This window comes from Stenotrophomonas sp. TWI700 (genome assembly GCF_039673645.1).
Taxonomy (GTDB): Bacteria; Pseudomonadota; Gammaproteobacteria; order Xanthomonadales; family Xanthomonadaceae; genus Stenotrophomonas; species Stenotrophomonas maltophilia_AA.
The window spans coordinates 83,990-93,210 of record NZ_JBDJMB010000007.1 but is presented as its reverse complement, the minus strand read 5'-3'; the positions used below and the strand labels follow the sequence as shown (position 1 = coordinate 93,210).

The window sequence follows — 9,221 nt, the reverse complement described above, 5'->3', positions numbered from 1 at the left end:
CTACTTGGCTGGACGCCCTATGTCACCGGGAGCATCAGCGTCATGGCATCCATCGGCGATTCCATGAAGCCGTGCTTGAGATAGAACGCTTTGGCCGTCTCGTCGAAAGCGTGGCACAACAGCGCACGCGCGCCGACCTGCGCGCAGACCTGCAGCGTGCGTTGCACAGCGTCCTTCAGCAGGCCCGCGCCGATGCCTTGGCCGACCCAGTCGGCATGGACGGCCAACCTGCCCAGTACGATGACCGGAATGGGATGCGGCATGTTCCGGCGCAGGCGACCGGGAACCAGTTGATGTGAAACACCGCCGGCAGCAAGTGCGTAGTAACCGACCACGTTGTGTTGCGCATCACAGACAACAAAACACCGCGACGCACCCGATGCCTGGTTCTGATGCGCACGCTCCAGCACCCACGAGGTCAGCTCTGCCGCGCTGCATCGAAACTGCTCCAATCGATGCCCCTGGGCAAGCGCTTGTGGCGCAGACAACCGCAATGTTCAGCGCTCCCAAGGTGCAGACGTGCTCAACAGATGCCTGATGGCGGCGTTGTTTTCCAGCGGTGCCTCCAGCAGCGCATTGAAGCGTCGCAGCTCCTGAGGACTCAGTGAGAACTGTGTCTGGTCCGCCAGTACCTCTCGCGCTTTCTCACAGGCAGCATCGAGGATGAACTCGGTACGGCTCACGCCGGTAACCTCGACCGCACGGTCTATCAGCGCCTGCTTGTCGGCGGGCGCCCGGAAGTTGATGACTTTGCTGGCGAGGGCCATGGGAGGCATTCCGGAAGTCTGTGCATACAATGTACACACAATCGGATGGTCGCTCAACGGTACACCCCACATTCCAAACGGTGAGGCAAGGGTATGCCGTTGGTTCTCAATGAAAAATAGGGCCTTTCCCCGGAATGCCGTAGGCCGGAGCGCCCCCGCGCAGGGGGCGCGTCGACGCCTCAAGCGGCCTTGCTGATCCGCACCGCCCGCCGCGCACGTACCGCTTCGGCGAGACTCTCCAGCACCGCCAGCGAGCTGTCCCAGCCGATGCAGCCATCGGTGATGCTCTGCCCGTAGGTCAGCGGCTGGCCGTCGACCAGGTCCTGCCGGCCGGCCACCAGATGGCTCTCCACCATGACACCGACGATGCGCTCTTCGCCATTGGCCAGCTGGGCGTTGATGTCCGCGATGACCTTCGGCTGGTTCTCCGGATTCTTGCTGCTGTTGGCGTGGCTGGCATCGATCATGATGCGCGCGGCCAAGTGCGACCTGGCCAGGGTCTGGCTGGTCGTTTCAACATGGTCGGCAGCGTAGTTCGGCGTCTTGCCGCCGCGCAGGATCACGTGGCAGTCCGGATTGCCGGCGGTGGCGACGATGGCGGTGCCGCCTTCCTTGGTCACCGACAGGAAGTGATGCGGATTGGAGGCCGCACCAATCGCATCGGCGGCGATCTTGATGTTGCCGTCGGTACCGTTCTTGAACCCCACCGGGCAGGACAGCCCCGAGGCCAGTTCGCGATGCACCTGGCTTTCGGTGGTCCGCGCGCCGATCGCGCCCCAGGCGACCAGGTCGGCGATGTACTGCGGCGAGATCACGTCGAGGAACTCCACGCCGGCCGGCAGGCCGAGCTTGTTGATGTCGCGCAGCAGACCGCGCGCCACGCGCAGGCCCTTGTTGATGTTGAAGCTGCCATCCAGGTCCGGATCGTTGATCAGGCCCTTCCAGCCCACCGTGGTGCGCGGCTTTTCGAAGTACACGCGCATGACGATTTCCAGCTCATCGGCGTAGGCATCGCGCAGCGGCTTGAGGCGCTGTGCGTATTCGATGGCGGCCACCGGGTCATGGATCGAGCACGGGCCGATCACCACCGCGAGGCGGTCGTCGCGGCCGTGCAGGATCTCGTGCAGGGCCGCGCGCGAGGCGCTGACCGTATCGGAGGCTTCATCGTCGCAGGGCAGCATCGCCAGCAGCTGTGCCGGCGGGGTCAACGGTTCGATCTTGCGGATGCGCAGGTCGTCGGTATGGGGGGGCATGGGGTAACTCCTTGGAAGTGGGGGTCCCCAGCGCGGCGGCAACAAAAAAGCCGCCAGGTGCGCTGGCGGCTTTCGGGAATGCGTCTGAAGGTTTCTTCAGGGTGAGCGCATGCCTTCCTCCGCCGGTGGCTTCGGAAAGTAATACCAAAAGTAGGCATTGGCGGGGCGTGCGTTCATTGGGGAGTATTGATAACACAGGGGTTTGGAGGTGCCAACTGTTTCATTCGCAACTGCGATGAGCGTTCAGCCGTCATCCGCCCCAGCGCCCGATCACCCGCGCGGCAGTGCCGCCAGCTCGGCCAGATGCTGCTGCAGGGTTCCCGCGGCACCCAGCGCATGGGTCGTGGTGAAATACTCATGCCAGCCGGTGGCGCCGATCGCCGCCAGCAAAGCATCGGCATCCAGTCGCTCGGCGCACTGCCACACCGCATAGAACTGCTCGGCCGTGGTGTGCGGCACGTCCTGTTCGATGCGGCCCATCGCCACCGGCGTGATCCGGGCCGGATCCACGTGCTGCATGCCGGCCCCGATGCGGGCGAAGAACGCGCCGCGCGATACCGGATCCAGCGCGGTCCAGGCAGGGGTGGCGGTGTACAGCTCGATCAACATGTGCGACATGGCATTCCTTGAGGTCAGAGCGAGCGCAGCGCGCGCTTGCGGATGTAGGTGTTGGCCGGATCATCGGCGTGCTGTTGCTGCCATTCGCCGCACAGCGCGCGGACCCAGTCCGGCTGGGTCTTGCCCGCGTCGTTGAGCCAGTTGCCGACCGAGTCCTGCACATAGCGCGAGGCATCACGGCACAGCGCCTGCAGCAGCGACCGCGCGTGCTGCGGCTCGTGTTTGAAGAGGGTGATATGGGCCGCCCACACACCCCGCGGGCGCAGCGCTTCGCAGGCGAACCGGCGCACATTGGGTGAGGTGTCGGTGGTCCAATCGTGCAGGTGCGACAGCACGCGCAGCGGCTCGGCCACCACGTGCGGACGTACCGCCAGCCATGCCCACTCACGCACGCCGAAGTGCGCGTCATCGGCCAGCGGGCGCAGCGCATCCAGCTTGCGCTCCAGCGACAAGGCCGGATCGCTGCCGATCAGGTAGCAGGCCCAGCCACGCACGGTGTCGCTGGTGTGCCGCGACCACGACGCGTGGTCACCGTGTCCATGCACGCGCAGCAGGGTGGCGGCACCCTGCATGCGCAGTGTGATGCCGCGCTTGGCCGCGTTGCGCATCGGGGTGATCGCCGAGGCTGGCAGACCGGGCGCGACATTGGCCATGAGCTTGGCGAAGTCCACTGCCAGCACTTCGGCCAGATGGGTGGCTTCGGCTTCACCACGATCCAGCTGCCCGCGTCGCTCGCGGGTGATGGGCTGTTTCATGCGGCACGCCCTGCGTCGGTGCGCGACCACACGCGTTGCAGCAGCGTGCCGAGCGTGCGGCGCTCGCTGGGACTGATGCCGGCGAACAGCGAGGCGATCCAGTGCGTCTGCTGGTCGAAGAGCTGCGCGGCCAGGGTCTGGCCTGCCGCGGTCAACTGCACATGGATGCGCCGCTTGTCCTCCGGATCGCTGTGACGGCTCACCAGCTGCTCTCGCTCCAGCCCATCGAGCAGGCCGGTGATGGTGGCGCGGGTCACCCCGGCACGCTCGGCCAACTGATGGGGCGAGAGCGCGGTGTCGGCGCCACGCAGCAGGAACAGCAGCACGAAACGCCCTTCGCTCAGGCCGAGCGGGGCCAGGCGGCTCGCGCAGTCCTGGTCGATCGCGCTGGCCAGCGACAGCACCTGGAAACACAACGCCAACTCACCCGCGTCCGGCTGGCCACGTCGCTCCAGTTCGGTCAGGAAGGCCTGGTGTTTGATTTCCAGCATGCAGGCGGATCCGAAATAGTACGGCGGCTAATCATATCGTCACTGCAAGGCATCTGGAAGACCCGCCGCACGTTACGCACTGCAGGTGACAGGTGAAGATCGGCAACAGGATCACCCGCAAGGACGCTTGCTCGCGCCTCTGAGGTGCCGCCACTGAGGGCGGAGCGATGGGCATGCCTACCAGCGCGTGCTGGCCGGTGAGGGCCCGTCATGCGAGGGGAACAACGGCAGCACGTACTCGGCCAGCTCCTGCAGCACCTCGGCCGCCGGACGCTGTGAGAACTGGATGCCCAGCGCAGCATGGTTGACGCCGGCGCGCTGCCATTCGCCCAGCAGATCAATCAACCCGTTGCGCCCCGTCTTCAACGTGTAGCCGCCATTGAGCGGCGTGCGTGGATGGTTCGGGTCCTCGACCAGATCCAGCCACTCGTTGGTGACGTGCGGGCGGAAGCCACCGTCGGGAATCAGACGGCGCCACGCCCGGATCTTGTCGGCCAGGCGCTGCGGCCCGCCTGCGTGGTGGGTCGCCTCGGGATAGGTGAGCCAGCCATCGGCGTGCTGCCCCACCCAGTCCAAGGTCTGCCGCGAGGTGCCGGTCACCAGCAGCGGGATCGCAGCGGCCACCGGCTTCGGCAACAGCTCCACCCCCTGCAGCGCGCCCAGGGGCGAGTCGATATGCAGCGGACCGGTCTGCATCAACTGCCTGACGTACGCCACCGAGTCGGCGAAGCGCTGGCCGCGGTCGGCATGTTCCAGACCGTACGCCGGGAACTCCACCGGGCGGTCGCCGGAAGCGATGCCCAGCACCAGCCGCCCACCGGACAGCTGGTCGATGGTGGTGGCCGACTTGGCCAGATCGATCGGGTGCCGCAGCGGGAAGATCGCGCTGCCCGTGGCCAGCGCCAGTCGCTCGGTGCGTGCGGCCAGGAAGGCCAGATAGGTAAACGGATCGAACACCTGCCCGGCATCGCCGAACAGGGGATCGAACAGCGGCACGTCACGTACCCAGGTCGCGGCGAAGCCGTCGCGGTCCAGCTGTGCCACCAGATCGGCCTGGCCGGCCAGCACCTGCATGTCGCCCTGGTAGAAGCGCAACGGCAGGAACACGCCCAGCGTCAGTGCGCCTTCGCGGAACATGCGCTGGTAGCCGGCATGCCCGGCGAAGGCAGGTGCGGAGGCACCGGTCAGCGGCGCCTGCGTGGCAGTGATTTCGGTCAACAGGTTCATCGTGGTCATTCCTGGATCAGGGGCCGGTGGCCGGTTCGGGGAGCTGCACGCCACGCTGCACCGCGGGCCGCTGCGACATCCGCGCGTGCCACGCGCTCAGGTGGGGGTATGCGCTGAAGTCGAAGCCGATGAGCTGTGCGATGTGGGTCCATCCGTAGCCGGCGATATCGGCGATGGAATACTCCTCGCCTACAAGCCAGGTGCGGCCTGTGAGGCGCTGGTCCAGCGTGGCGAAGAACTCCGCGCTCAAGCGCCGATAACGTTCGATGGCAGGCGCATATCGCTCCTCGGCGAAGATCTCGGCGTGCACGCGCTGGCCCAGGATGGGACCGACGCTGGCGGCATGGAACATCAACCAGGTGATCGCTTCCCAGCGCGCGCGGGGCGCCTGGGGCAACAGTCGTCCGCTCTGCTCGGCCAGGTAGAGCAGGATGGCGGCGGATTCGAACGCCGTGATATCCGTTGCCTCGTCGACCAGCACCGGAATGCGGCCGTGCGGATGCAGCCGAAGGAAATCGGGATGGCGGTGCTCATCGGCGTCGATGCGCACGTGATGCAGTACGTAAGGGATGCCGAGTTCTTCCAGCGCGATGGTGATCTTGAAGCCGTTGGGCGAGCTGTCGGTGTACAGGTGCAGCGAAGCGGGGGACACAGCGGTCTCCTTGGCGGGCGATGGATGACGGGAGGAACGTGGTCGCGGCATCGGGGCTCTGCCGATGCAGCTGGACTAAACACGACCGGTTCAACATGATCACGATGCTACGCACGCCAACACGTGCTGTAGAACGATTTATCCTGCGCACTCAAGAGAGAAAATCTAAGGTCATGGGCGCCGTTCTTCCCCTGCTCGCACTCCGCGCTTTCGTCGAAACCGGACGGCATGGCAGCCTCAAGGCCGCCGCCGCGGTCATGGGCGTGACCCCGGGCGCGATCAGCCAGCAGCTCAAACTGCTGCAGGCGCGCACCGGCGTTGAGCTGTTCACCCGCACGCGGCAGGGCGTCGCACTCACACCGGCCGGCGCACAGGTGCACCCTGCCCTGCTGCGTGCGTTCGATCAGATCCAGGACAGCATGGCGATGCTGGATGCCATCCACGCGCGGCAGACACTGACGATCAGCACCGTGCCCAGCTTTGCCGCCTCCTGGCTGGTGCCGCGGCTGGGGCGCTTCACGGCACAGCACCCGGCGATCGAAGTCCGCGTGGAGGCGTCGTCGGCGCTGGCGGATCTGCGTCGCGACCGCATCGACATCGCGATCCGCCACGGTCTCGGCGAGTATCCCGGCCTGATCTCGCGCCCGCTCGCGGCGCCGGTGCTGTTGCCGGTGGCCTGCCCGGCATTGCTTGCCGATGGCCCACCGATCCGGTCGGCCGTGGACTGCCTGCAGTACCCGCTACTGCAGGACTCGGACCGCAGCGACTGGTCGCTGTGGTTCAGCGCGCTCGGCCTGCCGCCCGATCCACGCATCGAGCGTGGTCCGGCCTTCGATGATGACGTGCTGCTGATCCGCGCCGCGGAAGCGGGCCAGGGGATTGCGCTGGTGCGTGACCTGTATGTGGAATCCGAAGTGGCCAGCGGGCGGCTGGCGGTCGTGCTGGATCACCCGTGGCCGACGCGGTTTGCGTACTACGCTGTCACCCTGCCCGGGTCCGGGGAAAATCCGGCCATTGCGGCGTTCCTGTGCTGGCTGCAGGAGGAAGTCGATGCGCCGACCAGCGCGCTGTGAGCCAGTGGCACGCGCACAAAAAAACCCCGCCTTCCGGCGGGGTTTTTCGTACTGCTTTGGCGCTTGGCGGGTACCGACCAACGGTCGGCACCTACCGCTCCGATGCGTGCCGACCGAAGGCCGGCCTCTACATCAGAAGTCCATGCCGCCCATGCCACCCATGCCACCCATGCCGCCGCCAGCTGCGCCAGCACCGTCATCCTTCTTCGGGGCGTCGGCAACCATGGCTTCGGTGGTGATCATCAGGCCAGCGATCGAGGCAGCGTTCTGCAGCGCCGAACGGGTCACCTTGGTCGGGTCCAGGATGCCGAATTCCAGCATGTCGCCGAATTCGCCGGTGGCCGCGTTGTAGCCGAAGCTGCCGGTGCCTTCCTTGACCTTGTTGACGATCACGGACGGCTCTTCGCCGGCGTTGGCCACGATTTCGCGCAGCGGGGCTTCCATCGCGCGCAGGGCGATCTGGATGCCGTGGTTCTGGTCTTCGTTGGCACCCTTCAGGCCGCTCAGCGCGGTGACCGCACGGACCAGCGCAACGCCGCCGCCCGGGACCACGCCTTCTTCAACGGCTGCACGGGTCGCGTGCAGGGCGTCGTCGACGCGATCCTTCTTTTCCTTCATTTCGATTTCGGTCGAGGCGCCGACCTTGATCACGGCAACGCCGCCGGCCAGCTTGGCCACGCGTTCCTGCAGCTTCTCGCGGTCGTAATCCGACGAGGTGTCCTCGATCTGGGTCTTGATCTGGGTGACACGCGCTTCGATGTTGGCCTTCTCGCCGGCGCCATCGATGATCGTGGTGTTTTCCTTGGAGACCTGCACCTTCTTGGCGCGGCCCAGGTCCTTGATCGTCGCCTTTTCCAGCGACAGACCGATTTCCTCGGAGATCACGGTGCCGCCGGTCAGCACGGCCATGTCTTCCAGCATCGCCTTGCGACGATCGCCGAAGCCCGGAGCCTTGACGGCCACGACCTTCACGATGCCACGGATGGTGTTGACCACCAGGGTCGCCAGTGCTTCGCCTTCGATGTCTTCAGCGATGATCAGCAGCGGCTTGCCGGCCTTGGCGACGCCTTCCAGCACGGGCAGCAGGTCGCGCACGTTGGAGATCTTCTTGTCGTGCAGCAGCACGTACGGATCGTCCAGGTCAGCGGTCTGCGACTGCTGGTTGTTGATGAAGTACGGGGACAGGTAGCCACGGTCGAACTGCATGCCTTCGACGACGTCCAGCTCGTTGTCCAGGCCCGAGCCTTCTTCAACGGTGATGACGCCTTCCTTGGTCACGCGGCGCATCGCTTCGGCGATGATGTTGCCGATCGACTCGTCCGAGTTGGCCGAGATCGTGCCGACCTGGGCGATCGCCTTGTCGTCAGCGGTCGGCTTGGAGATGTTCTTCAGCTCGGCGACGGCGGCGATCACGGCCTTGTCGATACCGCGCTTGAGGTCCATCGGGTTCATGCCGGCCGCGACGGCCTTGGCGCCTTCGCGGATCAGGGCCTGGGCCAGCACGGTGGCGGTGGTGGTGCCGTCGCCGGCGTCATCGTTGGTGCGCGACGCGACTTCCTTCACCATCTGCGCGCCCATGTTCTCGAACTTGTCAGCCAGTTCGATTTCCTTGGCGACGGAGACGCCGTCCTTGGTGATGGTCGGCGCGCCGAAGCTCTTTTCGAGCACGACGTTGCGGCCCTTCGGGCCCAGGGTGGCCTTGACGGCATTGGCGAGAACGTTGACGCCGCGCACCATGCGGGCGCGTGCATCTTCACCGAAACGAATATCTTTGGCAGCCATTGCGATTACCTTTTATGTAGAGCCGGGCCATGCCCGGCGTCATGAATGACGGAACGAAGCAACATCCGGCAGCGCCAGGCCAGGCCCGGCGACGCCCACTCAGCCAACGATGGCGAGGATGTCGTCTTCGCGCAGGACCTTGAACTCGACGCCTTCGGACTTGTAGCTGCTGCCGGCGTACTGGCCGTAGATGACCTTGTCACCGACCTTCAGCGACGGCGCGCGCACGCTGCCGTTGTCCAGGGGCTTGCCCGGGCCGACGGCCACGACTTCACCCTTGGTCGACTTTTCCTTGGCGGAATCCGGAATCACGATGCCGCCGGACGAGATTTCGTCGGCTTCGATCGGCTTGACTACGACGCGGTCATGAAGCGGCTTGATGCTCATGTGAGACCCTTTTAAGTTGTTGATTGGTCTAGGAAAGTCTGGCGATGTTAGCACTCGCACAAGGCGACTGCCAGCCACGCTCACGAAAAAACCCGACGGTGCGGGACAGAGCAGAGATGGTGCTGGCCCCACCCCTTTCAAGGGCAACCGGTCGGATTTTTTTGCCGGGCCGCCCCTGGATGTGAATGTTTGACGTAGTTCTCAATGCGAAAGGTC

Annotated in this window: 11 protein-coding genes; 1 reads left to right on the top strand and 10 read right to left on the bottom strand. The window is 65.6% G+C overall.

Going from position 1 to position 9,221, the window contains the following annotated elements; genetic code table 11:
- Positions 1-17: 17 nt before the first annotated feature.
- From ABE473_RS07725 to ABE473_RS07690, 8 genes are all read right to left on the bottom strand, one after another.
- Positions 18-494, bottom strand: coding sequence for a GNAT family N-acetyltransferase (locus ABE473_RS07725; protein WP_346489058.1), 477 nt, complete (start codon positions 492-494; stop codon positions 18-20).
- A gap of 3 nt (positions 495-497) precedes the next feature.
- The gene (locus ABE473_RS07720; RefSeq protein ID WP_346489057.1) at positions 498-767 is read right to left on the bottom strand and encodes a DUF1778 domain-containing protein; all 270 of its coding nucleotides are present in this window, start codon (positions 765-767) and stop codon (positions 498-500) included.
- 179 nt (positions 768-946) lie between these two features.
- Entirely contained in the window at positions 947-2,020 is a 1,074-nt protein-coding gene (aroG, locus tag ABE473_RS07715) for a 3-deoxy-7-phosphoheptulonate synthase AroG (protein ID WP_346489056.1), read from the bottom strand.
- 270 nt (positions 2,021-2,290) lie between these two features.
- Positions 2,291-2,638 (bottom strand): DUF6616 family protein, encoded by a 348-nt coding sequence (locus ABE473_RS07710; RefSeq protein WP_176988045.1) that lies wholly within the window; start codon positions 2,636-2,638, stop codon positions 2,291-2,293.
- 14 nt (positions 2,639-2,652) lie between these two features.
- Entirely contained in the window at positions 2,653-3,393 is a 741-nt protein-coding gene (locus ABE473_RS07705; RefSeq protein WP_346489055.1) for a DNA alkylation repair protein, read from the bottom strand.
- Complete coding sequence (locus tag ABE473_RS07700; RefSeq protein WP_346489054.1) at positions 3,390-3,884, bottom strand: MarR family transcriptional regulator; 495 nt, start codon at positions 3,882-3,884, stop codon at positions 3,390-3,392. The genes ABE473_RS07705 and ABE473_RS07700 overlap by 4 nt, the downstream gene beginning before the upstream one ends.
- Positions 3,885-4,061: 177 nt before the next feature.
- Positions 4,062-5,111 carry an LLM class oxidoreductase gene (locus ABE473_RS07695; RefSeq protein WP_346489053.1) on the bottom strand — a complete coding sequence of 350 codons (1,050 nt, stop codon included), beginning with the start codon at positions 5,109-5,111 and terminating at the stop codon, positions 4,062-4,064.
- Positions 5,112-5,127: 16 nt separating this feature from the next.
- Positions 5,128-5,763 (bottom strand): glutathione S-transferase family protein, encoded by a 636-nt coding sequence (locus tag ABE473_RS07690; protein WP_346489052.1) that lies wholly within the window; start codon positions 5,761-5,763, stop codon positions 5,128-5,130.
- A gap of 173 nt (positions 5,764-5,936) precedes the next feature.
- Here ABE473_RS07690 and ABE473_RS07685 point away from each other — a divergent pair, with 173 nt between their 5' ends.
- On the top strand, positions 5,937-6,836 hold the full coding sequence (locus tag ABE473_RS07685) for a LysR substrate-binding domain-containing protein (RefSeq protein ID WP_346489051.1): 900 nt from the start codon (positions 5,937-5,939) through the stop codon (positions 6,834-6,836).
- Between the two features lie 132 nt (positions 6,837-6,968).
- Here the strand turns inward: ABE473_RS07685 and groL are convergent, their stop codons facing one another.
- Positions 6,969-8,618: a chaperonin GroEL gene (gene groL / locus ABE473_RS07680; protein ID WP_176988040.1), complete on the bottom strand. Its 1,650-nt coding sequence runs from the start codon at positions 8,616-8,618 to the stop codon at positions 6,969-6,971.
- 99 nt (positions 8,619-8,717) lie between these two features.
- Positions 8,718-9,005 (bottom strand): co-chaperone GroES, encoded by a 288-nt coding sequence (locus ABE473_RS07675; protein ID WP_019183551.1) that lies wholly within the window; start codon positions 9,003-9,005, stop codon positions 8,718-8,720.
- Positions 9,006-9,221: the final 216 nt, after the last annotated feature.